Source organism: Halomonas sp. WWR20 (assembly GCF_054602495.1).
Map to the genome: position 1 here is coordinate 158,611 of NZ_JBTRHR010000002.1, position 22,860 is coordinate 181,470.

Here is a 22,860-nt window from a genome sequence, read left to right on the forward strand (position 1 = left end):
TGTGGCCATCTCGCGATTATCCGCGGCGGTTGGGAGTCTGGGGGGCACGCACCGAATCGAGACGCACACGAATGGCGGCTTCGATACCGTCTGCGTCGAGACCGCATTCATGCAGCAATTCGGCGGGCTTGCCGTGTTCGATGAAACTGTCGGGAATCCCCAGGTTGAGCACTTGCGCCGTGATACCCTCGGCCATCAGCAGCTCGTTGACGGCGCTGCCGGCGCCCCCGGCAACGACGTTCTCTTCCAGGGTGACCAGCAACGTATGCCGCCGCGCCGCCGCCAACACCGCGTCGCGATCCAACGGCTTGACCGAGCGCATGTTGAGATGGGTGGCATCGAGCCTTTCGGCCACCTCGGCGGCGGGGATGTTGAGGCTGCCGAAAGCCAGCAGCGCCACGTCCCGACCCTCCCGCCGCAGCTCGGCGATGCCGATGGGCAGCGTTTCGAGCGTTTCGGGAATCATCACGCCGGGACCGCTGCCGCGCGGATAGCGCACCGCCGCCGGCCCCGGATGTCGATAGGCCGCGGTCAGCATGGCGCGACATTCAGCCTCGTCGGCCGGTGCCAGAATCACCATCCCGGGCACACAGCGCAGGTAAGAGAGATCCAGCGCGCCGTGGTGGGTGGGGCCGTCCTCACCCACCAGCCCGGCGCGGTCGATGGCGAAGGTCACATCGAGGTGCTGCACCGCCACGTCATGGATCAGCTGATCATAGCCGCGCTGCAAGAAGGTGGAATAAATCGCCACCACCGGTTTCATGCCTTCGCAGGCCAATCCCGCCGCCAGCGTTACCGCGTGCTGTTCGGCAATCGCCACGTCGAAGTAGCGCTGCGGATACTCCTGCGAAAAGCGGATCAGATCCGAGCCTTCGCGCATTGCCGGGGTGATGCCCATTAATCGCTCATCGGCCGCCGCCATATCGCACAGCCATTCACCGAAGACGTTGGCATACTTGCGCGGTTTCGTCCGCGGCTGAGGCTCCGCCGAACCGGCATGCGATGGCGTGTCCCCCGGCGTTTCGGACGGCACCTCGTCGGCCTTGGGCATCAGCGGCGCCGGCGTTGGCTCTCTAGCCACTTTCTCCAGCTTGGTGATGGCGTGATAGCCGATAGGGTCGGCTTCCGCCGGGCGAAAGCCCTTGCCTTTGCGGGTGCGCACGTGCAGAAATTGCGGCCCGTCGAGATCGCGCATGTTGTGCAGCGTCTGCACCAGCGCGCCCAGGTCGTGGCCGTCGATGGGACCGATATAGTTGAAGCCGAATTCCTCGAACAGCGTCGCCGGGCTAACCATGCCCTTGACGTGCTCCTCGGTGCGCCGTGCCAGTTCCAATGCGCCCGGCAGCCGCGAAAGCATCTTCTTGCTGTTTTCACGTACCACGGTATAGGGCTTGCTGGTCAGAATCCGCGCCAGGTAACTGGCAATGCCGCCGACGTTCTCGGAGATCGACATCTCGTTATCGTTGAGAACCACCAGCAGGTTGGCGTCCACGTGTCCGGCATGGGCCAGGGCCTCGAAGGCCATGCCCGCGGTCAGGGCGCCGTCACCGATCACCGCGGCCACGCGACGCTTTTCATCCTTGGCCCGTGCGCCCAGCGCCATGCCCAGCGCCGCGGAGAGCGAGGTGCTGGAATGCCCCACGCCGAAGGTGTCGTACTCCGACTCCTCACGCTTGGGAAACGCCGCCAGGCCGCCGTATTGGCGAATGGTATGCATGGTGTCGCGACGCCCGGTGAGAATCTTGTGCGGGTAGGCCTGATGGCCGACGTCCCACACCAGGCGGTCATAAGGGGTGTCCAGAATATAGTGCAGCGCCACGGTCAGCTCGATGACCCCCAACCCGGCACCGAAATGGCCACCGGTACAGCCTACACTGTAAAGCAGATAGGCACGCAGCTCGTCGGCAAGCTGGCGCAACTGAGTTCCGTTCAGCTCGCGCAGCGCCGCCGGGCTTTCAAGGGTGTCGAGCAGTGGCGTCAGCGGGCGCTCGGCAGGGATTTCGTCGAACAGCTTCATAGGCTCTCGTCAGCAAGCGGTCAATGATCGCGTTCGATCATATAGCGGGCCAGTTCGGCAAGCGGCGCGGCATCCTTCCCCAGCGGGGCGATGGCTTCCAGGGCCTCTTGCAACAGGGACTGCGCCTTGTCATGGGCCTGGGGCAGGCCGAGCAGCGCCGGATAAGTGGGCTTGTCACGCAACGCATCGGCGCCCGAAGTCTTGCCGAGCGTTGCGGTATCGCCGGTGACATCGAGGATGTCGTCCTGAATCTGAAAAGCCAGGCCGATCGCGGCGGCGTAAGTATCCAACGCACTCACACGCGGGTCGTCCTCGGGCACTGCGCTCAACGCCCCCAGACGTACGGCAGCACGAATCAGCGCACCGGTTTTATAACGGTGAATGGTGGCCAACGCCTCCACGTCCGGGCGCACGCCGACCGCGGACATGTCCAGCGCCTGGCCGGCGGCCATGCCGTCGCGTCCCGAAGCCTGGGCCAGCGTACGAATCAACGCGCCCAGGCGGGGATGGTCGCGTGCGGCCAACACTTCGAAGGCCAGCGTCTGCAGCGCGTCACCGGCCAGGATCGCCGTGGCTTCGCTGAATGCACGATGCACGGTAGGCCGCCCACGGCGCAGATCGTCGTCGTCCATGGCCGGCAGGTCATCGTGAACCAGCGAATAGGCATGGATCAGTTCCACCGCAGCGGCGGGAGCATCCAGAGTATCCTCGGCAGCGCCCAGCGCGCGCCCTGCGGCATACACGAGCACCGGTCGCAGGCGCTTACCGCTGCCCATCACGCTGTAACGCATCGCTGACTGCAGCTCCTCGGTTACTGGCGCCGGGTCCGCAAACAACGCCTCCAGAACCCGTTCGATACGTGCCCGCGCAGTGTCGATCACATCGTCACGGCTCAAAGTCTCAACGCTCACTGGCGTCCTCCGCATCAAACGGCGCGGGGCCGTCCACGGGCGTGTCGAAAGCCCCGGCTCGCAGCGAGCCATCCGGCTGTTCGATCAGGGTCCGCACCTTGAGTTCGGCTTCGTCCAGCCGCCGCTGGGCGTCACGCGTCAGACGCACGCCCTGTTCAAAGGCGGTTAACGAATCCTCCAGCGACAGCTCGCCGGATTCCAGCTGATTCACCAGCGTTTCGAGCCGACTCAGCGTGGCGGCGAAATCCTGGGGCGAATCTTCGGCGGCGCCCTGCTTGGCCGCGTCCTTTTCTGCCATGGCGCTTCTCGCTCATCCGTGCAACCGTCTGCCGGCCGCACCTGTCAGGTTTGACCGTCTAGTATACACCTTAGCCCCCGGGGTGCGTCTTCCCCACCATTGTCGTCTCGCCGCCTCTTCAGGCTACTGCGGCGGGTATGGCCGAGCCCGCCTCGCGGGGCTGCAATGCGCCGGGGACGCTTGCAGTGCATTCATGCAGGCTCTGCACCATTTTCATCATGAAACTCAGCAGCTGTGCTACGATATGGCCCCTGTTGACGCGCGGTCCCTCGTCTCCCCTCCGGATCGTCCCTCCAACAGATCACAACCCATCATCATCCGACAGACAACGTCGTGAGCCGACGAAAGGATTGATCCGACAATGGCCAAAACGTCCCTGGACAAGAGCAAAATCAAGATCCTTCTGCTCGAAGGTATCCATCAGTCAGCCGTGGATAACTTCCTGAACGCGGGTTACACCAATATTGAAACGCTTCAGACCTCCCTGTCCGAGGACGAGCTGATCGAGAAGATCCGCGACGTACACTTCATCGGTATCCGCTCGCGGACCCAGCTCACCGAGCGGGTATTCGCGGCGGCCGAGAGGCTCACCGCCGTGGGATGTTTCTGCATCGGCACCAACCAGGTCAACCTCCCTGCGGCGCTCGAGCGGGGCATTCCGGTATTCAATGCGCCCTACTCCAACACTCGTTCGGTCGCCGAACTGGTGCTGGCCGAGGCGATCATGATGCTGCGCGGCATTCCCGAGAAGAACGCTCGCGCTCATCAGGGCGGCTGGCTGAAGTCGGCCAAGCACTCCCACGAGGCGCGTGGCAAGACGCTGGGTATCGTCGGCTACGGCAGCATCGGCGCCCAGCTCTCCGTGCTCGCCGAGTCGCTGGGCTTCGAGGTCATCTTCTACGACGTGGTGACCAAGCTGGGCATGGGCAACGCCCGCCAGATGGGCAGCCTGGCCGAATTGTTGGGTCGCGCCGACGTGGTCAGCCTGCACGTGCCGGATCTGCCCTCCACCCGCTGGATGATCGCCAAGGAGCAGATCGCGCTGATGAAGCCGAACAGCTACCTGATCAACGCCTCGCGCGGCAGCGTGGTGGTGATCGAGGACTTGGCCGAGGCACTCACCGCCGGCAAGCTGCTGGGTGCCGCCATCGATGTCTTCCCGGTCGAGCCCAAGGGCAGCAACGAAGAGTTCGTCTCGCCGCTGCGTGGCATGGACAACGTGATTCTCACACCGCATATCGGCGGCTCGACCCTGGAAGCCCAGCAGAACATCGGCATCGAGGTCTCCGAGAAGCTGATCACCTACTCCGACAACGGCACCACCATCACCTCGGTCAACTTCCCCGAGGTCGCGCTGCCCTCGCACCCCGACAAGCACCGCCTGCTGCACATCCACGAGAACGTGCCCGGCGTGCTCTCCGAGATCAACCGCGTACTTTCCGAGAACGGCATCAATATCGCCGGCCAGTTCCTGCAGACCAACGAAAAGGTCGGCTACGTGGTCATCGACGTCGACAAGGACTACGGTCCGCAGGCGCTGCAAGCGCTCAAGCAGGTCAATCACACCCTGCGCCTGCGCACGCTCTACTCCGAGGTCAACTTCCAGGACTGATTCTCGACGGGTCGATGTTGCTTCCCGCCCCCGGCCTCGTGCCGGGGGTTTTGCTTTCCAGGCCTCACGCCTCTCATGGCCCGCATTTGGCGCCTTCCGTGCGCTTGACTAGGCTGAATCCAGACCTATCGCTGATGCTGGAGTGCGCAATCAGGTATGGAGAGGCTCGAGGAGTATCGTCGCAAGCGCGATTTCGCCAAGACACCGGAGCCGGCCGGCGACGCCGCTAGCGAGGCGGCGCCGGGTAGTCTGTACGTCATGCACAAGCATGCCGCCAGTCATGATCACTACGACCTGCGCCTCGAGCAGGACGGCGTGCTCAGGAGCTGGGCACTGCCCAAGGGGCCGAGCCTCGAGCCCGGCGAGAAGCGCCTGGCCGTGGAAGTCGAGGATCACCCGGTGGAATACGGCGATTTCGAAGGCGTGATTCCGCAGAAGACCTACGGCGGCGGCACCTCCATGTTGTGGGATCGCGGCCGCTGGCGCGCCACGGGCAAGGCGCGCGAGGATCGCCTCGATTTCGAGATCGAGGGCGAAAAGCTTCATGGCAGTTGGACACTGACGCGCATGACCGGGCGCAACGAAAACGGCAGAAACTGGCTGTTGATCAAGCGCCGCGACGGCCAGGGCAGCGGGCGCCGCGAAGGGATTTCCGACGACGTCAGCGTGGCCACCGGGCGCAGCATGGCCGAGATCGCCCGCGATCGCGACAATGTCTGGACGGCCCAGGGTGCAACGCAGCGGCGCGCAGAGCCACCCGACCCGAGCCTACTGGCGGGTGCCGAATCACTGCCACTCTCCGATGAGATTCGCCCGCAGTTGGCCACGTTGACCCGTGAAGCCCCGGCGGGAGAGGCTTGGCTGCATGAGATCAAGTTCGACGGTTACCGGATCATGGTGCGGCTGGAGGCCGGCCAGGTGCGCCTGATCACCCGTAACGGCAACGACTGGACCGAGCGCTTCCCGGATCTCGCCGCCGTGCTCAGCCGGATGCCGGTGGACAGCGCTCTGCTCGACGGCGAGGTGGTCGTGCTGGCGCATGACGGCACCAGCAGCTTCCGGCGCATTCAGGAGGCGTTGAGCAGCAACCGCACCGCCGGCCTCGTCTATCAGGGCTTCGACCTGCTCTATCTCAACGGTTACGATCTGACCCGGGTGAGGCTCGTCGAGCGCAAGCGGGCCCTGGCGCAACTGCTCGAGTCCGCCGGTTTCACGGGCAGCAGTCGGGTGCGCTACTCCGATCACATCGAGGCACAGGGGCCGGCCTTCTTCGAGCAGGCCTGCCGCCTGGGCCTCGAGGGCATCATCGCCAAGCGCGCCGGAAGCACTCATGAAAGCGGCCGCAGCAAACAGTGGCTGAAGGTAAAGTGCGCCTTCCACGAGGAGTTCGTGGTGGGAGGCTACACCCGCCCCGGCGGCGCACGTAGCGGCTTCGGCGCCTTGTTGCTGGGTGCCTTCGACGCGGACGGTAAGCTGCGCTACACCAGCCGCGTCGGCACCGGTTTCAGCGTCCGCCAGCTCGAGTCCCTGCATGCCGCCCTGCGCGAGCTCGAGGTGGCGGAATCGCCCTTCAGCGACGCGGTACCGGACGCGAAGACGGCACACTGGGTCGCCCCGGAGATGGTCGTCGAGGTGGAATTCACCGAGCGCACCCGCGACGGCCGGCTGCGCCACCCCACCTTTCGCGGCGTCCGCGAGGATCGCGACCCGGACGAGATCCGCACCTCGAGCGCATCGCCGGTGATGAACACGGGGGATACCCTGACGGAAGGCGCTCCCGGCGCACAGCACACACCGGTCGGCGCGTCGAAGGCACGCTCTTCCAAGGCCGGCGAGGCCAGGGTCGCGGGCATGCGCCTGACCCATCCGCAGCGCGTCCTGTTTCCCGAGCAGGGCATCACCAAGCTCGACCTGGCGCACTACTACGAAGAGATCCAGGAGTGGATCCTGCCCACGCTGATCAACCGGCCACTGTCGCTGCTGCGCTGTCCCGAGGGCTGGCGCGAGGAGTGCTTCTTCCAGAAGCATCCCCGGGTGGCCATCGCCTCCAGCGTGCCCCGCGTGTCGATTACCGAAAAGGCCGGCAAGCGCGATTACGTCTACGTACAGCAGGTCTCGGATCTGATCGGGCTGGTGCAGGCCGGGGCGCTGGAAATCCATCCCTGGGGCAGCCGTATCCATGACGTGGAGCACCCCGACCTGATGGTATTCGACCTCGATCCCGCCCCCGAGGTGGGCTGGAAGGAGATCCTGCGCGTGGCGGCCGAGCTGCGTGAGCGGCTGACCGCGCTGGGACTGGATAGTTTCGTGCGCACCACCGGCGGCAAGGGCTTGCATCTCGTCGTGCCGCTCGAACCTCGCGCCGACTGGGACGAAGTCAAGGCGTTCGCCAAGGCCGTCGCCCAGCAGCATGCCCAGGACGACCCGCGGCGCATCACCGCCAGCATGTCCAAGACCAAGCGTCAGGGACGCACCTTCATCGACTACCTGCGCAATGGTCGTGGCGCCACCGCCATCGCCTCCTACTCGGTACGCGCCCGCGAAGGCGCCCCGATCGCGGTGCCGGTACGCTGGGACGAGTTGAACGCCGCGCTGCGTGCCGACCGTTACACCCTAGAGAATCTGCGCCGACGGCTCTCGGCGCTGCGTGAGGATCCATGGGCGAATTTCGACACCGCCCGTCGGCCCATCACGGCCGAGATGCGCCGCCGCGTGGGCATGCAGAAGTGAGCCGAGCGCAGATCTGAACTAAGGAAAAGACGCCATGACCGTGAACGACGACGAATCCTCTTCCTCCGAGGCGCCTTGGTGGCTGGAGCCCGGCAGCGAGTACTGCGAGTTCTGCGAGCATACCTTCCACTACGAGGCGGGATATTTCTGCGCGCTCTGCGACCGGCCGCTATGTCCGGCCTGCGGGATCAAGCGTCATGATGACGGCACGCTGGTGTGCCCCGAGTGTCACGCAGGAGGTGAATGATGGCGGCGCGAGCGATGTGGAAAGGCGTGATCCGCCTGGGTGAGCTGAGCGTACCGGTCAAGCTGTTCTCCGCCATCCAGGATCGCAGCGTGCATTTTCGCCTGCTGCACCGCAAGGACCAGTCCCCGGTCAGGCAGGCCATGGTCAATCCCGAATCGGACGAGGTGGTGCCCTACGCCCAGACCCAGCGCGCCTATGTCAGCGACGAGGGCGCGCGGGTGGTGCTGGGCAATGACGAGCTCGCGGCGCTGGAACCGGAGCCCTCGCGGGACATCGAGGTGCTGCACTTCCTTCCCACCGAGGCGATCGATCACCGCTGGTACAGCCGCCCCTACTATCTGGGACCCGACGGCGACACGCAGGACGACTATTTCGCGCTGGCGCAGGCGCTGGCCAGTACCGGCAAGGAGGGCCTGGTGCGCTGGGTAATGCGCAAGAAAGCCTACGTCGGCGCACTACGCCTGCATCAGGGCTATCCCATGCTGATGTCGCTGCGCCACGATCAGGAGGTGGTTTCCGCGCAGGCGCTCGAAGCACCGCGCGGCAGTCAACTCGACGACAAGGAGCTGGCCATGGCTGCGCAGCTCATCTCGATGCTCGAGGCCCCCTTCGCCCCCGAGGAGTATCACGACGAGTACCGCGAGCGGGTGATGGAACTGATCGAACGCAAGCGGCGCGGCGAAGAAGTGAAAGTCACCCCGATTCGTCGGCCCAAGCCCTCGGAGGATCTCACCCAGGCCCTCGAGGCGAGTCTGAACAAGGAGCGCAAACGTGCCTGAGCGCAGAGATCACAAGGGCCGGGAAGAGGCCCGGGTCAGCGGCCCGCGGCCGTTCTGGTCGGGCACCATCGCCTTCGGCCTGGTCAGCCTGCCGGTGGGGCTGTTTCCCGCCAATCGCTCGAAACCGGTGTCGCTGCGCATGATCGACAGCGACGGCACGCCGCTGGCCCGGCGCTACTTCTGCGAGAAGGAGGAGCGCGTCCTCGACAACCGCGAGCTGGTGCGCGGCTACGAGGTCGACAAGAACGAGTTCGTGCTGGTCGAGGACAAGGAGCTCGAATCGCTGGCGCCCGAGAAGTCCCAGGAGATCGACTTACGCCGTTTCGTGCCGCTCGACGAGATCGACCCCATGTACTTCGAGCGTGCCTACTTCCTGACCCCCGACAAGGGCGCGACCAAGGCCTACCGGCTGCTGGCGCGCAGCATGGAGCAGTCCCGTCGCGCGGGCATCGCCACCTTCGTCATGCGCGGCAAGGAGTATCTGGTGGCGATCATCGCCGAAAACGGACTGCTGCGCGCCGAGACGCTGCGCTTCTTTGATGAGCTGCGCTCGCCCGCCGACGCCGGCCTGCCCGAGGCTCCGGCCAAGCCCAGGGCCGCCCAGGTCAAGCGCTTCGAAAAGGCCATCAACACCATGAGCGAATCCTCGCTGGATCGCGCCGAACTCAACGACCAGCACAGCGAACAGATCATCGAGCGGGCCCGGAAGAAACTCGAGAGTGGCGAGGACGTCATCGAGGCCCCCGAGGCGGAGGCCGACCCCGACGAGGGCGGCGAAGTGGTGGACTTGATGGCCGTACTCAAGCAGAGCCTGGCGCAGGGCGAAATCGACACTCATCCGCCTGCCCGAAACGCTGCAGGCAATACTCCCTCCTCCCGAAAGCGCCAGGCGGCTCAGGGCCGCGGGAGTCAATCCACCCCCGGCACCGCCAAGCCAGGGGATACTCAGGAAGGCAGTTCCCACAAGGCAAGTGCCAAGAAAGCAAATGCCAAGAAAGGAAGTGCCAAGAGAGAGAACACCAAGAAAGCCAAGCCAGCGCGCGATCTCGCCTCGCTCTCCAAGAGCGAGCTTTACGAGCAGGCCCAAGCCCTCGATATCGGCGGCCGCAGCCAGATGAGCAAGGAGCAGCTCATCGACGCCATTGGCGACGTCGGATAACGTCCTTTCCCACCTAAAGGAGTGATCCTGTTGTCTGCCCACCGCGACCGCGGCCCTATCGGCTTCGCCGAACGCATCATGGTGGTACATGGGCTGTTGACCGCGAGCCTGGTTGCGTAACCGCTCCGGTCCGCCTGTAGCGGCGCTAGCCGTCGGCTACATAATATTACCCTCCCCTCGTTAAATTGTTGTTACGTTGAAGGCGCAACGCAACGTTACCGCCTGTTATTACAGACTTTATGACTAACCACACCCGTCGCAATCATATTCAGTCGCCATAAGGATTAGGACGTCCAGCGACGCAGAAGCGCTTCACGCCGACTCGGAGAGACCATGACCATCGAGCCTTTGATTCAAAAACTATGCAGCTACACAGATCTTTCCGAGCATGAGAAACAAGCGTTGCGAGATGCCGTCATAAGGGTCGATACGATTAACAAGCGTCAGGACATCATCAGCGAGGGTCAGCGTCCCGAACACGTACATCTGGTGCTTGAGGGATGGGCCTGCCGTTATAAACTGCTCGAGACCGGCAAGCACCATATCATGGCCTATCTGCTGCCCGGTGACCTGTGCGACATGTACGTCACCCTGCTCGACGAGATGGACCACTCGATCCGCACGCTTACGCCTGCCAAGGTGGCGAGCATTTCGCAGGATAAGCTCAATTACATCGTGGACCATTGCCCCCGGCTCGCGCGGGCACTTTTCTGGTCGACGCTGGTGGATGAAGCCATATTGCGCGAGTGGCTGGTCAATGCCGGCGGCCGTGCCGCGGATGTGCGCCTTGCGCATATCTTTTGCGAGCTGCTGCTGCGTTCGCGTTCTGCCGGGCTCACCCAAGACAACAGCTTCGACCTTCCCCTGACCCAGGAGGAACTGGGCGAGACGATGGGACTGACGGTGGTACATACCAACCGGATCGTGCAGCGGCTGCGCAAGGAGGGGCTGATCACCCTGAACAGCAAGCGCATGGTGATCGAGGACTGGGAGCGCTTGAAGGCATTCGGCCAGTTCAATCCCAATTATCTCCATCACCGAAATGTCAAGAAATGATGAAGCCACGCCATAGACTAGCGACTATCGAAAAGTAAAATACTGACTCTATCGAAGAACGGCCTTAAATATAACTTAATTCGCTTTATATTTAACCCTAAAACCCTTATATAATGTAATCCATCCTACATTACAGCCGGCAGAGATTGATCCTTTGTCGGCTTAACACGTCGTAGTCTGAATTACCTTCACCTTAAAGGTGATATATCAACTAGCAGGGGCCCGAACATAACGATACACTCGAAAACAATGGTTTTTCTTCGAGCCTACTTCTTTCTATTGCTTGCCCACTTTATCAACATAGGATCAAGGGGGCGCGGTAACCGGGGCTATATTGAGCTCCCTTCCTTATAGAACCAAGAAGCCATGCATCCCTGCAACCCCCGGCTCCGCAATGTGAAGATACAACCAGCCTTCATTCAACCCATCCAACCAGGTTAAAATTATAAGCTTGATCGATCATTCAACGGTTAGTCGGTTTTAGATTACTCCTAAAACAAACGCACAAACTTAATATATTATAAAATATTGTTTTTTATATACAAAAAGAAAGTTACCGCAACCGAGAAAACCCAGTGTTAATCGTACCCAGCAACCGCTCACGCACACGTTGAGAATAGGGACGCCTTGCCCATTGCCCGCGTAATATTTCCTTACTCTCGGCAAACTGCCTTTCGAACAGCGTCACTATCGCCTGGGCGAATCGGGGGTCATCCACTTCCTGGTTGGCTTCCATGTTCCAGCGCAGGCTCCAGTGATCGAAGTTGCACGACCCCAGCGTGCACCAATCATCGGCCAGACAGAACTTGGCGTGGGTGAACTGAGGCTGGTATTCATAAATGCGCACCCCTGCCCGCAGCAAACGACCGTAGTAATGTTGCCCGGTATAGCGGACGCTGGGATGGTCGTGTTTCTTGCCCGCCACCAGCAAGCGCACGTCCACTCCCCGCCGCGCCGCCTGTGTCAAACGGTAACGCAGGCTGACCGACGGCAGAAAATACGGCGTGCAAATCCACATCCGCTGGCGTGACGCAGCGATACGTTGCAACAGCGAATTGCGAATTGCCTGGTAGCGTTGTCCACGGCCGGAGATGACCCGTCCATTCATGCCGGCCTCGTGTACCGGCAGCGCCTCGCCGTCAGGTACCGGAGGGATGATCGACGGCGTCTTTTCGCCCTCTTCGCCACGCGTCAGCGAAGCCTGCCACAGTTGCGCGAATAGCCGGCTCCAGTCGGCGACGACTGGCCCTTCGACGCATATCGCCACGTCGTGCCATTCATCGATGAATTCATCGATCATGCAGAAGCCACCGATGAACGTCATGCGTCCATCCACGGTCACCTGCTTGCGATGGTCGCGGGCCAGATTGGCGTTCAGGCGTCCGGCAGAGAGCGGATTGAAAAACCGCAGCGTTACGCCAGCCTGCGTCAGGCGTTCACGGTCCTGATCTTTCAGTCCCTGGGTGCCATAGGCGTCCAGCAGCATATAAACCTCTACGCCGCGCTGCGATGCACGTGTCAGCGCCTCGATTACACGGTCGGCGAGTCGGCCGGATGCCACCAGGTACTGTTCGACAAGCACCGACTCACGTGCCGCATCGATCGCCTCGAATATCGCCGGCCAGTAACGCTTGCCCTCCGGCAACAGCGTGAAGTGGTTATCGGCTTTCCATGGGTTAGGCATCCTTGCTCCCTTCTCTCTTCGATGAGGCACGTTCTGTATCCGCTTGAGTCTTCCAGACTAAAGCAGACTTGCCAACGATGCCCGCCAAACGCCGGTATCATTCAGGCTATCATGGCATTTAACGGCAGTGATCATAAAAAAACCGGCATCGTAATGCCGGTCTGGAGACTGCTCAGGTCAGGCTAGTCCATCATGGTCGCCACGCGCTCTAGCGCCTCGGCATTGGGACAAAATCCCCGGCACGCCTCGGTAGGGGTGTGGTGACGCATGGCGAGCCAGCAGCGCCCGACCTGGGGGCAGCGATTGCAGGTTCTTTCCACTGCCTGGAGTGTCTCCTTCCCCAGCGGGCCACTCGAGACAGAGATCCCGAGGCGCTGCATCATCACAGGCAACAGCGTCCTGGCCGGGATAAGGCTGTGCGCGACGTCCCGATTCAGCGTTCTCGCGACTTCCCGCTCGATGGCGGGCGCCAGCGGCATGGCGAGATTGCCGACGATCTTTCGGTAGGCATCGCCGCATTCAAAGGTCATGGACTGGACGACCCGTGGGGCCGAAGCCTCGAAACACCATTCGCCCAGACGCTCCCACCACGAGAGCCGGCCAGAAACAGGAGGCGCTGAGGAATGCGACGGGGAATGCAAGTGAGCCATACCTTACCTCTCGGACTTCTCGGGTTGGATGTCTCCTCGAGTATTGTTCCTGGATGGGTAGCGGGCCTTGACCCTTATCAAGCTTTGCGCCGTCAGTGTGGGCATCGTCATACAAGCGGGGCGCTTCCGCCCGTACGGAAACGCCCCATTCACGACAATGTTGTCAGCGCTCTGCCCTTTCGGCCTCAGCCGGCCTGGGGCAGCAACTCGACCTTGATCCAGCCGGCCTCGCGACGATCGAAGGCCTCGAAGGCTTCGATCACGTCGGAAATCGGCTTGGCCTGGCTGAGGATCTTGGCCGGATCGACCTTGCCGGCCAGAGTCAGCTCGATGAGCTCGGGAATGTACTTGCGATGGTTGCAGTTGCCCATCTTCAGCGTCAGGTTCTTGTTCATCGCCATGCCGATGGGGAAGGCGCGCATCGGCGGCGGGTAGACGCCGATGATCGACAGCGTGCCGGCCTTGGCCAGGCTCTGGACGGCCCACTGCAGTGCCTGGCTCGGCGCATCGCCCGGGTGCCAGTTGTCGCCGGAGGGATTGGTTTGCGGCGCGATGGTGCGCGACTCCTGCTCCTGGGTCTGGACGTCGCTCTTGTCCTCGGCATGCTCGTCATGCGCATGCTGGGCGTCGATCCCCACCGCATCGATGGCGCGATCCGGACCGATGCCACCAGTGAGCCGGATGAGCGTCTCCACCGGGTCCTCGCGGTCGAAGTTGATGCACTCGGCGCCCAGCTCGCGGGCCTTGTCCAACCGATCATCCTTGGAGTCGATAGCGAATACCCGCCCGGCGCCGAGCAGCTTGGCACTGACGATGGCGCACAATCCTACCGGTCCACAGCCGAACACCGCCACACTCTTGCCATCCTCGATATCGGCAATGTCGGCACCGAAATAGCCGGTCGGCAGGATGTCCGACATGACGATCGCCTGATCGTCGCTGATCTCCGACGGCAACTTGACCAGCCCGGTATTGGCGAATGGAATCCGCGCCTTTTCCGCCTGCAGGCCATCGAATGGGCCGGTCGCGGCCGGGCCACCGAAGAACGATGTGCCCGCCAGCTTGCCGTTGGGGTTGGCCACGTCGCACTGGGCATAATACCCCGCACGACAGTAGGCGCACGTGCCGCAGGCGATGGTCGAGGGAATCACCACCCGATCGCCCGGCACGAGATTGCGCACGTCGTCGCCCACCGACTCAACGATCCCCACCCCCTCGTGGCCGAGAATGGTGCCTTCCTTCATGTCCGAGAAAGTCCCGCGGATGAAGTGCAGGTCGGTGCCGCACAGTGCAGACGTGGTCAGACGAACAATCGCGTCGGTGGGTTCCTGTATCTGCGGTTCGGGAACGTCATCGACCCGAATGTCTCCGATTCCATGGAAAACGACAGCTTTCATCATGTTCTCCTGTGAGGTTTGGCTGAGGTTTAGAGCGTGTAGTACCTGAACCTATGCAGAGCGTAGATAGAATTGGCGGGGCAAGCACAGCGCGGGCAAGCTTTACATGCCAGCCTACGCGATGCGCGTTTATCCATGCGACACTATGTAGCTCACAGTCAGGAGAGACACATGACGGCGACACGGATGACCCGCACCTACGCAGGCCGCGTCCCGGCCAAGCCGATGATCGAAGGCGGCGCACTCTGGGTGCCGGTGGAACATCATATCGAAGGCGTTTTCGAGAATGCCGAGGCCGTGACCACGGTGACGTTCGAGCAGGCGCAGGGAGAATTGGCCGAGGAAGCCCTGGCGCTGGCGCAACAATACCGCACGCTACGCGAGCGGCTCGACACGCAGGAGCCGCATCCGCGCCATCATTTCGAGATGCAGGCCATCACCGTGCTGCCGTCAGGCATCGGCGATCCGGTGGAACGCGGCGGCTGGCAGCTTTACACGCCGGGCGAGGAACTCTATGCCTCACGCAGCCAGCTGGAACAGGGCCGGTATCGCGTACTGTACTACCGACTGACGCCCAAGGTGCCCGGCACCTTGCTGCACGAGGCACTCGAACAGTTCGAACTCGCCATCGTCACCCACGGCCGCATGCGGATAGAGCTCAAGGAGATCAATACCCGCATGGGGCGCAACGCCAACGAATTGAAGCGGCGCATGCTGCAGGCCTGAAACCCCGCCCGCGATGCATGGCGCCTTACACCAAAAAGCTGATGCCCACGCACAACAGCAACAGGGCAAACAGCCGCTTCAGCACGCGGGCGGGCAGCCGATGGGCGAGACGGACGCCGAAGCGTGCCGCGAACATGCTGGTCAGCGCGATACCGACCAATGCAGGCAGGTAAACATAGCCTGCGCTCCGGTCGGGCAGTTCCGCCTCGCCCCAACCCACCCACATGAACGACAGCGCCCCGACGATGGCGATCGGCAGGCCGCATGCCGACGATGTCCCCACCGCCTGCTGCATCGGCAGGTTGCGCCACAGCAGGAAGGGCACCGTGAGCGAACCGCCGCCGATGCCGAAGATCGACGATGCCCAGCCGATCACCGCGCCGCCCGAACCCAGCCACGCCTTGCCGGGCGGACGATAATCGTCCTGGCTGCCCTTGGGACGCCAGCTGAAGGTCAGCTGCAATGCCATGACGATGGCGAAGATACCGATGATCGTCTGCAGGTGCGGCCCGGCGATGTAGGACGCGGTGACCGCCCCCAGCGCACTGCCGACCAGGATGCCCAGCGTCATCCACCCCACCAGCGGCCACAGCACCGCACGCTTTTTATGGTGGGCCTGGATGGCATTGAGCGACGTGAACACGATGGTCGCCAGCGACGTGCCCACGGCGAGATGCGTCAGCACTTCGGGCGCCATGCCCTGCGCGGTGAAGCTGTACACCAGCACCGGCACGATGATCAGCCCACCACCGACCCCGAACAGCCCGGCCAGCACACCGGCAAAAATTCCCAGTATCAAATAGAGCACAAAGAGCATGGCCACTCCGTAACAGCCGCGAGGCGGCAACGATAAGCGCACTCGGCAACCGACACTCGCGCCGGCCCCCACGAAACAACATCAACATTATCAATAATTAGCATCGCATGATTGGCCGCCCGAACGAAGCCGGATTTTCAACTCGGCTCCTCACACCGCGCGCCCCCCTTGACCGCGGGCCAAAGGCTGACGACAGTAAAAGGGAATGGAGTTCACCTTTTCCTGACGACGGACATACGGACATGCTCACGTCGCTGACCCGACGCCAGCTCGAAGGCGAGCTGATGGACGAACCTGGCGTGGAGGCCCACGCCCATATCGATGCGCTGCGCGGCCTGCAACGTATCAACACCATGAGCCGCACCGCCGCCGTGTTGTGGCCCGAAATCGTGCGAATTGCCCGTGCCCACCCCGAGCGCGAACTCACGCTGCTGGATATCGCCACCGGAGGGGGCGACGTGGCGATCGCACTGGCCCGTCGCGCGCAGCGCGAAGGTATTGCGCTGCGCGTCGAGGCTTGCGATATCAGTCAGACGGCACTGGATTATGCCGCCCGCCAGGCTCAGCAGGCCGAGGTGCCGGTGCGCTTCTTCCGCCTGGATGCGCTCAACGCGGCGCTGCCGACCCGCTACGATATCGTCACCTCCACCCTGTTCCTGCATCATCTTGATGATGCGCAGATCGTGACGCTCCTCAACATGCTCTCCCGGCATGCCCGTCACCTGGTGATCAGCGATCTGATCCGCAACCACAGCGGCTATGGGCTCGCCTACGTGGGCTCCCGGCTGCTGTCCGCCTCGCCGATGGTCCACACCGATGCCATACGCTCGGTGCGCGCGGCATTGACCTTGCCCGAAGTTCGCACCCTGACCATGCGCGCCGGGCTGGGCAAAATCCACCTCAAGACGCATTGGCCGAGCCGTTTCCTGCTGCGCTGGTCGCATCCAGGCGCTCAGGGCGGCGGCGCATGAATGCCGCCACGTTGCCCCGTGACTGGGATGTCGTGGTCGTCGGTGCCGGTGTGGCCGGCAGTGTCTCGGCCTATCGGCTGGCCCGGCTTGGCCTGAGCGTGTTGCTGGTAGAGAAATCGGCGTGGCCCCGCGACAAGGCCTGCGGCGGCTGCCTCAACGCCGCCTCCCTGCAAGCGCTGAGCGATGCAGGGCTCGCCGAGGCGATCCATGCCGGCCCCGCCTACACGATGATGCACCTCGCCAGCGGCCGACAGCAGGCTCGCGTACCGCTGCCCGAGGGGCGCGCGCTGAGTCGGCGTTATCTCGATGCCCGCCTGGTGGAGTGCGCCACTTCCGAGGGAGCGAGCTTCCTGCCCGCGACCCAGGCGCTGCTCGGTGCCACGCAGCCGGATGGCCGTACGCTCACGCTGCGCCACGGCGATGAAACGCTGACCGTCACTGCCCGCCTGGTGCTCGGCTGCGACGGGCTCGGCAGTCGCCTGCTGCGCGAGGATGAACCCGATACGCTGGAGGTCGACAACGACTCGCACATCGGTCTGGGCACCACGCTGATCGATGCGCCCGAGCCCTACGCGACAGGCATCATCCATATGGCCTGCGGCCCGTACGGCTACGTCGGGCTGGTGCGGGTGGAGGACGCCCAGCTCAATATCGGCGCAGCCCTCGATCCGCGCTGGGTCAAGCAGCACGGCGGCCCGGCGTCGGCAGTCGCCGCGACGCTGCGCTCCGCCGGCTTTGCCACGCCCGCGGCACTGCAGGAAGCCAGCTGGCACGGCACTCCCAAACTGACGCGACGCCGCCACCGGCTGGGCGCAGCGCGTGTGCTGGTGTTGGGTGACGCCGCCGGTTATGTGGAACCCTTCACCGGTGAGGGCATGGGCTGGGCATTGGCCAGCGCGGCGGCCATCGAGCCGTTGGCGCTCGAGGCAGTGAACGCGTGGCACGACGATCTGGTGGAGCGGTGGACCGCCTGCCATACCGAACTGATCCGCACCCGACAGCTTGGCTGCCGGGGCCTGTCGAGCATGTTGCGCCATCCCCGGCTGCTCGAGACGCTGCTGCCGGTGATCGACACCCTGCCGGGGGCGGTCGCGCCGCTGACGGCGTGGCTCAATCGCGATTACAAGCTGACTCCCGCGGAGGATACCTGATGGCCGCGAATGCAATACTGCAAGGTCTTGGCGTGGCGACTCCCGCCGGGACACTCGATCAGACTGCCGCCGCCGAGATCGCTGAGACGCGTTGCTGCGCGAACGAGCGCCAACGCAAGGCGCTGCGACGCATCTACCGTTACAGCGGCGTGCAACGGCGTTCCAGTGTGCTGCTATGTCGCGGCGATGCCGATGATGCCGGCCCTGCGGACAATGAGGGCATTGCCGGCTTCGAGGCGTTCTTCCCGCCGGCGGCTTCGGCGGACGATTACGGGCCGCCGACCGCGGACCGCCTGCAGCGTTACGCAAAAGACGCCGGCCCGCTGGCGGCAACGGCATGCCGTGCGGCGCTCGCCGAGGCTGCGACCGAACCGGCGACGATCACCCATGTGGTCACGGTGTCGTGCACCGGCATGGTCGCGCCGGGGCTCGACAGCGAGCTGATCCAGCGTCTCGGGCTTTCGGTGGACGTGGGCCGGCTCAATCTCGGGTTCATGGGCTGTCACGGCGCACTCAACGGCCTGCGTACCGCCAGCGCCCTGGCCCAACAGGATTCTCGGGCCCGCATTCTGCTGTGCTGCGTCGAGCTTTGTACGCTGCACTTCCGCTACGGCTGGGACCTGGAAAAGATCGTTGCCAACTCGCTGTTTGCCGATGGCGCCGGCGCAGTGGTGCTCGGCCAGGGCGAACGGGCCGATAGCGGCTGGCGACTGCTCGACACGGCCAGCCGGTTAGCCCCGTCCTCCACTGATGCGATGACCTGGAAGATCGGCAATCACGGCTTCGAGATGACCCTGTCCAGCGAGGTGCCCAGATTGATTCGCGGCGCGCTGCGCGAATGGCTCGAGCCGTGGCTGGCGGGTCACGGCATGACCTTGCGCGACGTCGCGCACTGGGCCATTCATCCCGGCGGCCCGGAAATCATCCGTGCCGTGACGCAGGCGCTCGAGCTGCCGGAGGATGCCGACCGCGACTCCCGCGCGGTACTCGCCGAGCATGGCAATATGTCCTCCCCGACCGTGCTGTTCGTCCTCGAGCGCCTGCGCCGCCGCGCCGCCCATGGCCCCTGCGTGATGCTCGGCTTCGGTCCGGGGCTGTCGATGGAGGCTGCACTTCTAGTATGAATGGCACGAGCCTTGCGGCATCCGCCTGGGTTGCTAGGGTGAAATAAACGCTTCCGGGCGGGCCTTCAACAACAACAGGGATGATCGGCATGCAACGCATTCGACGTTTTCCGCTTCCTTCGTGCGTCGGCTGGATGACGCTCGCGACCCTCCTGTTCTTCACGATTCTCTGGCAGTCGCCGGCCCAGGCCCAGAGCCAGCCCCCAACATCGCAGGACGTGCCACGCCTGGAGAGATCGGAATGCGCGACACAGGCGCTGACCGCGCTGGAGGCGCAGTGCTACACCTTCTACGGTCAGGAGGACTGGGATGCGCCGAACGGCACCGTCATCGAACTGCCGGTGGCGGTGATCGCACCGCAGCAGGAGGGCAGCACGGACACGCCGGTAGTCTTCTTTCCCGGCGGGCCCGGCTACTCGGTCATCGGCAATCGCGACTACATCGACCAACTGCGCAAGGACATCGGCAACCGCACGCTGGTGGTGATGGATCATCGCGGCTTCATCCACGCCAAACCGGCGCTGGAATGCCCCGAATATGCCGAGGTGTCCCCCTACCACAACATCATCCATACGCCGGCCCTCACCTCCTCGCTGGACCCGATGCAACGCCTGAAGCGCATCACCGGCGTCGTGGCGGACTGCTATACCAAGCTCGAGGAAGAAGGCATCGCGGTGCCCCAGTACAACGAGTACGCCGTCTCGCGGGATGTCGACGAGATCCGCAGGCTGCTCGATTACGACACTATCGACGCCTTTGGCTCCTCCACCGGTAGCGGCACGGTGCTCTCCTATCTGCGTTACTACCCCGACAGCGTACGCGCCGCGATTCTCGGCTGGCCCTGGTTCACCAGCCTGCGCAACCGCCCGCCCGTGGATGAGTTCTATACCGCCAAGCAGACCTTCACCGACGTACTGGCGCTCTGCGTCGCCCAGGATGAAGCGTGTCGCGAACAACTGCCGGCCTGGTTCCTGGCCATCGACCGGGCGCGCCGTACGCTCGACGAGCGTCCCTTCACCGCCCGCGTCGAAGCGGTCGACGGCAGCGAAAAGACGCTCTACTTCGATGGCGCGGCCTTTCTCGACACCCTCTACCTGATGCTGCCGCAGGATTACGCGGCGCTGCCGAGCCTCATCTCCCGGATACAGGAAGGCGACTACGCGTCCCTCGCCGACTTCTTTCTGATCGACCAGTACACTTCGGCGCCGGAAGCGCCCCACTATGCGCTGGGCTATTTTCTCTCGCACGTCTGCAACGACATGGGCACCAACCGCCCTCGTCCCGAGGATTCAATCGCCGCGGTCCAGCGCGAGCCCGCCATCCTCGGCTTCGAGCCGCCCTGGTTATGTGCCTGGTGGGGCAGCGACGGGGACGTACCGCCGCAGCACAGCGACCCGGTCGAGTCCTCCACGCCGGCCCTGGCGATTCATGGCCAGATGGACCCCTGCTGCGGGACGCGCTGGAGCGAGCGGCTTCAGCGGACCATGCCCAACCTGCAGTACGTCGAATATCAAGCCAAGGGCCATAGCCCGGTCACCGAATGCCGCTCGACGATGATTCGCGCCTTTCTCGACGACCCCGGGGCCCCGGTCGACGACAGCTGCAAAAACGAGGTGCCGCTGGAGCCGTGGACGCTGGAGTAGAGCCGGGGCCGTCGGCCGTGGCGATTCATTCGGGCCCCATATTACGCGGGTGCCTTACGCAAGCGGCGCGGGTGCCTTGTGCAAGCGGTGACGCTTCGGGCCGGCCACGAGGATGGCAGTCATCTCATCGGGGGGTCATGGGGCTGTCAGCGCAGTGTCATACAGGGGCGTTACTTTCTGGGCATCGATAGCCACTGCAAGGATGCCCACCATGCGCATGACCCGCCGCCATTTTCTACGCAACTCCGCGCTGACCGGTGCCGCCCTGACGACCGGTACGCTATGGGGAGCGCCGGCGATCGTGATTGCCGATTCCCGCCGGCCCGTCACCGCACAAGGCATCATGAGCGGCGACATGCGCCCCGACGGCGCGATCATCTGGAGCCGCGCCGACCGCCCCGCGCGCATGTGGGTCGAGATCGCCGAACGGCCCGACTTCAAGTCGTCGCGCACCCTGGCAGGCCCCGACGTGTTGGAGGCCAGCGATTTCACCGGCAAGCTCGACATTCGCCACCGCCTTCAGGGCGACGGCCCGCTGCACTATCGGGTCCGCTTCGAATCCCTCGAGGAACCGGGCATTTTCAGCGAACCGTTGAGCGGACAACTACAACTGCCGCCGCAGACCCGGCGTGACGTGCGCTTCGTGTGGTCCGGCGACAATGTCGGGCAGGGCTGGGGTATCGACGAATCCCGTGGCGGCATGCGCATCTACGACACGATGCGCCGCGTGCAGCCCGACTTCTTCCTGCACAGCGGCGACACCGTCTACGCCGATGGGCCGCTCGAGGAAAACGTCACCCTGCCGGACGGTTCTAACTGGCACAACATCGTCACGCCGGCCAAGCGCAAGGTCGCCGAAACCCTGCAGGAGTACCGTGGCCAGCACGCCTACAACCTGCTCGATAACAATTTTCGGGCCCTGAACGCCGAGGTACCCTGGCTGGTGCAGTGGGACGATCACGAAACCACCAACAACTGGTACCCCGGCGAGCTGCTCGACGATGACCGCTATACGGTCAAGAGCGCCAACCTGCTCGCCGCCCGCGGCCGCCAGGCATTCATGGAATACATGCCGATCCGTCGCGATCCTGCCGATCCCGAACGCATCTACCGGCGCGTTCCCTACGGCCCTTCGCTCGACATCTTCATGCTCGACATGCGCCGCTACCGGGGGCCCAACACCGCCAACCGCCAGCGCGAGCCATCGAGCGAGACCGCCTTTCTCGGTGCGGCGCAGCTCGAGTGGCTCAAGCGCAGCCTGATCGACAGCACTGCCACCTGGAAGGTCATCGCCGCCGATATGCCGATCGGCCTGCTGGTACCGGACGGCAAAAGCGAGCCCCAGCACTTCGAGGCGGTGGCCAACGGAAACGGCCCCGCGCTGGGCCGCGAGCTGGAAATCGCCAACCTGTTGCGCGAGCTACGCGATCGCGACATTCGCAACGTGGTGTGGCTGACCGCCGACGTGCATTACACCGCGGCGCACCACTATTCACCGGACCGGGCCCAGTTTCAGGACTTCCTGCCATTCTGGGAATTCGTCAGTGGCCCGCTCAATGCCGGCACCTTCGGCCCCGGTGCACTCGATGATACCTTCGGGCCCGAGGTGGTGTTTCAGAAGGCGCCCCCCGAAGGCCAGGCCAACCTGTCGCCCGCCGCCGGCTATCAGTTCTTTGGTCAGGTCGATCTGGACAGCGAATCGGAAGTGCTGACGGTCACGCTCAAGGATATCGACGGACAGGCGCTGTTCACCCAGCAGCTCACGCCCGAGCGCTCCTCGCCGTCCGCCACCTCGTGATACTGACGAGCGCCAGCGCAAAGAGACAATGATCCTGGAGAACCAAGCGCCCCGCACATGACGGGGCGCCTGTATCGGGATGCTCTCTCG

The 22,860-nt window shown here is 63.8% G+C and carries 19 protein-coding genes; 12 read left to right on the plus strand and 7 right to left on the minus strand.

The window, feature by feature from the left end:
• Positions 1–16 precede the first annotated feature (16 nt).
• The 3 genes from ACW4DH_RS04060 to ACW4DH_RS04070 are packed head-to-tail and all read right to left on the minus strand — an operon-like array spanning position 17 to position 3,226.
• A complete protein-coding gene (locus ACW4DH_RS04060) occupies positions 17–2,017 on the minus strand; it encodes a 1-deoxy-D-xylulose-5-phosphate synthase (protein ID WP_459635081.1) in 2,001 nt (666 codons plus the stop codon).
• Between the two features lie 20 nt (positions 2,018–2,037).
• Entirely contained in the window at positions 2,038–2,943 is a 906-nt protein-coding gene (ispA, locus tag ACW4DH_RS04065; protein WP_459635082.1) for a (2E,6E)-farnesyl diphosphate synthase, read from the minus strand.
• Entirely contained in the window at positions 2,918–3,226 is a 309-nt protein-coding gene (locus ACW4DH_RS04070) for an exodeoxyribonuclease VII small subunit (protein ID WP_459635083.1), read from the minus strand. The genes ispA and ACW4DH_RS04070 overlap by 26 nt, the downstream gene beginning before the upstream one ends.
• Before the next feature lie 361 nt (positions 3,227–3,587).
• Between ACW4DH_RS04070 and serA the strand changes: the two genes are divergently transcribed.
• The 6 genes from serA to ACW4DH_RS04100 all read left to right on the plus strand — a co-directional run bounded on the left by serA (position 3,588) and on the right by ACW4DH_RS04100 (position 10,809).
• Positions 3,588–4,838 carry a phosphoglycerate dehydrogenase gene (gene serA, locus ACW4DH_RS04075; protein ID WP_459635084.1) on the plus strand — a complete coding sequence of 417 codons (1,251 nt, stop codon included), beginning with the start codon at positions 3,588–3,590 and terminating at the stop codon, positions 4,836–4,838.
• Positions 4,839–4,994: 156 nt separating this feature from the next.
• Entirely contained in the window at positions 4,995–7,568 is a 2,574-nt protein-coding gene (ligD, locus tag ACW4DH_RS04080) for a DNA ligase D (RefSeq protein ID WP_459635085.1), read from the plus strand.
• Between the two features lie 34 nt (positions 7,569–7,602).
• Positions 7,603–7,815, plus strand: coding sequence for a hypothetical protein (locus tag ACW4DH_RS04085; protein WP_459635086.1), 213 nt, complete (start codon positions 7,603–7,605; stop codon positions 7,813–7,815).
• Complete coding sequence (gene ku, locus ACW4DH_RS04090) at positions 7,812–8,594, plus strand: non-homologous end joining protein Ku (protein ID WP_459635087.1); 783 nt, start codon at positions 7,812–7,814, stop codon at positions 8,592–8,594. Before ACW4DH_RS04085 ends, ku (ACW4DH_RS04090) begins: the two co-directional genes overlap by 4 nt.
• Positions 8,587–9,753: a non-homologous end joining protein Ku gene (gene ku / locus ACW4DH_RS04095; protein ID WP_459635088.1), complete on the plus strand. Its 1,167-nt coding sequence runs from the start codon at positions 8,587–8,589 to the stop codon at positions 9,751–9,753. The genes ku (ACW4DH_RS04090) and ku (ACW4DH_RS04095) overlap by 8 nt, the downstream gene beginning before the upstream one ends.
• Before the next feature lie 333 nt (positions 9,754–10,086).
• Positions 10,087–10,809 (plus strand): Crp/Fnr family transcriptional regulator, encoded by a 723-nt coding sequence (locus tag ACW4DH_RS04100; protein ID WP_459635089.1) that lies wholly within the window; start codon positions 10,087–10,089, stop codon positions 10,807–10,809.
• Positions 10,810–11,362: 553 nt separating this feature from the next.
• On the opposite strand, the gene ACW4DH_RS04105 is transcribed toward ACW4DH_RS04100, so the two are convergent.
• The 3 genes from ACW4DH_RS04105 to ACW4DH_RS04115 form a co-directional block, all read right to left on the minus strand.
• On the minus strand, positions 11,363–12,493 hold the full coding sequence (locus tag ACW4DH_RS04105) for a phospholipase D-like domain-containing protein (RefSeq protein WP_459635090.1): 1,131 nt from the start codon (positions 12,491–12,493) through the stop codon (positions 11,363–11,365).
• Positions 12,494–12,675: 182 nt separating this feature from the next.
• Positions 12,676–13,023 carry a DUF6455 family protein gene (locus ACW4DH_RS04110; protein ID WP_459635091.1) on the minus strand — a complete coding sequence of 116 codons (348 nt, stop codon included), beginning with the start codon at positions 13,021–13,023 and terminating at the stop codon, positions 12,676–12,678.
• A 305-nt stretch (positions 13,024–13,328) separates the two neighbouring features.
• Positions 13,329–14,540 (minus strand): zinc-dependent alcohol dehydrogenase, encoded by a 1,212-nt coding sequence (locus tag ACW4DH_RS04115; protein ID WP_459635092.1) that lies wholly within the window; start codon positions 14,538–14,540, stop codon positions 13,329–13,331.
• Between the two features lie 171 nt (positions 14,541–14,711).
• Between ACW4DH_RS04115 and ACW4DH_RS04120 the strand changes: the two genes are divergently transcribed.
• Complete coding sequence (locus ACW4DH_RS04120) at positions 14,712–15,266, plus strand: hypothetical protein (protein WP_459635093.1); 555 nt, start codon at positions 14,712–14,714, stop codon at positions 15,264–15,266.
• A 25-nt stretch (positions 15,267–15,291) separates the two neighbouring features.
• Here ACW4DH_RS04120 and ACW4DH_RS04125 read toward each other — a convergent pair whose 3' ends face one another.
• Positions 15,292–16,083, minus strand: a complete 792-nt coding sequence (locus ACW4DH_RS04125; RefSeq protein WP_459635094.1) for a sulfite exporter TauE/SafE family protein — start codon at positions 16,081–16,083, stop codon at positions 15,292–15,294.
• Positions 16,084–16,325: 242 nt separating this feature from the next.
• Here ACW4DH_RS04125 and ACW4DH_RS04130 point away from each other — a divergent pair, with 242 nt between their 5' ends.
• From ACW4DH_RS04130 to ACW4DH_RS04150, 5 genes are all read left to right on the plus strand, one after another.
• Positions 16,326–17,054: a methyltransferase domain-containing protein gene (locus ACW4DH_RS04130; RefSeq protein WP_459635095.1), complete on the plus strand. Its 729-nt coding sequence runs from the start codon at positions 16,326–16,328 to the stop codon at positions 17,052–17,054.
• Positions 17,051–18,205 (plus strand): NAD(P)/FAD-dependent oxidoreductase, encoded by a 1,155-nt coding sequence (locus tag ACW4DH_RS04135; RefSeq protein WP_459635096.1) that lies wholly within the window; start codon positions 17,051–17,053, stop codon positions 18,203–18,205. The genes ACW4DH_RS04130 and ACW4DH_RS04135 overlap by 4 nt, the downstream gene beginning before the upstream one ends.
• Entirely contained in the window at positions 18,205–19,329 is a 1,125-nt protein-coding gene (locus ACW4DH_RS04140) for a type III polyketide synthase (RefSeq protein WP_459635097.1), read from the plus strand. Before ACW4DH_RS04135 ends, ACW4DH_RS04140 begins: the two co-directional genes overlap by 1 nt.
• 89 nt (positions 19,330–19,418) lie before the next feature.
• Positions 19,419–20,972, plus strand: coding sequence for an alpha/beta fold hydrolase (locus ACW4DH_RS04145; protein ID WP_459635098.1), 1,554 nt, complete (start codon positions 19,419–19,421; stop codon positions 20,970–20,972).
• Positions 20,973–21,183: 211 nt separating this feature from the next.
• Positions 21,184–22,770, plus strand: coding sequence for an alkaline phosphatase D family protein (locus tag ACW4DH_RS04150; protein ID WP_459635099.1), 1,587 nt, complete (start codon positions 21,184–21,186; stop codon positions 22,768–22,770).
• Positions 22,771–22,860: the final 90 nt, after the last annotated feature.

What these genes read in the sequence shown, in the direction of transcription:
- ACW4DH_RS04115 (WP_459635092.1), bottom strand. Translation starts at nt 14,540, where the DNA reads ATGAAAGCTGTCGTTTTCCATGGAATCGGAGACATTCGGGTCGATGAC.
- ku (WP_459635087.1), top strand. Translation starts at nt 7,812, where the DNA reads ATGATGGCGGCGCGAGCGATGTGGAAAGGCGTGATCCGCCTGGGTGAG.
- ACW4DH_RS04070 (WP_459635083.1), bottom strand. Translation starts at nt 3,226, where the DNA reads ATGGCAGAAAAGGACGCGGCCAAGCAGGGCGCCGCCGAAGATTCGCCC.
- ligD (WP_459635085.1), top strand. Translation starts at nt 4,995, where the DNA reads ATGGAGAGGCTCGAGGAGTATCGTCGCAAGCGCGATTTCGCCAAGACA.
- ispA (WP_459635082.1), bottom strand. Translation starts at nt 2,943, where the DNA reads ATGCGGAGGACGCCAGTGAGCGTTGAGACTTTGAGCCGTGACGATGTG.
- ACW4DH_RS04120 (WP_459635093.1), top strand. Translation starts at nt 14,712, where the DNA reads ATGACGGCGACACGGATGACCCGCACCTACGCAGGCCGCGTCCCGGCC.
- ACW4DH_RS04135 (WP_459635096.1), top strand. Translation starts at nt 17,051, where the DNA reads ATGAATGCCGCCACGTTGCCCCGTGACTGGGATGTCGTGGTCGTCGGT.
- ACW4DH_RS04105 (WP_459635090.1), bottom strand. Translation starts at nt 12,493, where the DNA reads ATGCCTAACCCATGGAAAGCCGATAACCACTTCACGCTGTTGCCGGAG.
- ACW4DH_RS04085 (WP_459635086.1), top strand. Translation starts at nt 7,603, where the DNA reads ATGACCGTGAACGACGACGAATCCTCTTCCTCCGAGGCGCCTTGGTGG.
- ACW4DH_RS04140 (WP_459635097.1), top strand. Translation starts at nt 18,205, where the DNA reads ATGGCCGCGAATGCAATACTGCAAGGTCTTGGCGTGGCGACTCCCGCC.
- ACW4DH_RS04150 (WP_459635099.1), top strand. Translation starts at nt 21,184, where the DNA reads ATGCGCATGACCCGCCGCCATTTTCTACGCAACTCCGCGCTGACCGGT.
- serA (WP_459635084.1), top strand. Translation starts at nt 3,588, where the DNA reads ATGGCCAAAACGTCCCTGGACAAGAGCAAAATCAAGATCCTTCTGCTC.
- ACW4DH_RS04060 (WP_459635081.1), bottom strand. Translation starts at nt 2,017, where the DNA reads ATGAAGCTGTTCGACGAAATCCCTGCCGAGCGCCCGCTGACGCCACTG.
- ACW4DH_RS04110 (WP_459635091.1), bottom strand. Translation starts at nt 13,023, where the DNA reads ATGACCTTTGAATGCGGCGATGCCTACCGAAAGATCGTCGGCAATCTC.
- ACW4DH_RS04125 (WP_459635094.1), bottom strand. Translation starts at nt 16,083, where the DNA reads ATGCTCTTTGTGCTCTATTTGATACTGGGAATTTTTGCCGGTGTGCTG.
- ACW4DH_RS04100 (WP_459635089.1), top strand. Translation starts at nt 10,087, where the DNA reads ATGACCATCGAGCCTTTGATTCAAAAACTATGCAGCTACACAGATCTT.
- ACW4DH_RS04145 (WP_459635098.1), top strand. Translation starts at nt 19,419, where the DNA reads ATGCAACGCATTCGACGTTTTCCGCTTCCTTCGTGCGTCGGCTGGATG.
- ACW4DH_RS04130 (WP_459635095.1), top strand. Translation starts at nt 16,326, where the DNA reads ATGCTCACGTCGCTGACCCGACGCCAGCTCGAAGGCGAGCTGATGGAC.